This is a genomic window from Bradyrhizobium sp. Kon56 (assembly GCF_055807635.1).
Window position 1 is genome coordinate 1 of record NZ_JBVVOU010000611.1, and the last position, 239, is coordinate 239.

The 239-nt window shown below is 54.4% G+C and carries 1 protein-coding gene; it reads left to right on the forward strand.

The window, feature by feature from the left end:
* The coding region (locus tag AC0L3B_RS40245; RefSeq protein WP_473383617.1) for an NAD(P)-binding domain-containing protein at positions 1-239 on the forward strand (239 nt) is incomplete at both ends.

The following is a 239-nucleotide window of genomic DNA, read 5'->3' on the forward strand; positions in this document are numbered from 1 at the left end:
GGATAGTGTTGGCGACCGGGACAAACTGGGAGCCCAACCTGCCTTCGTTTCGCGGTGAGTTCAATGGGGAAATACGCCATTCCAATTGGTTCCAATCCGGCTCGCAATTGCACGGTAAAAACGTGTTGGTGGTGGGCGCGGGTAACTCTGGCGCGGACATTTCCTGCGAAGCCGCTATTCATGCACGACAAGCCTTTATCAGCATGCGGCGTGGTTACCATTTCATTCCCAAGCATGTG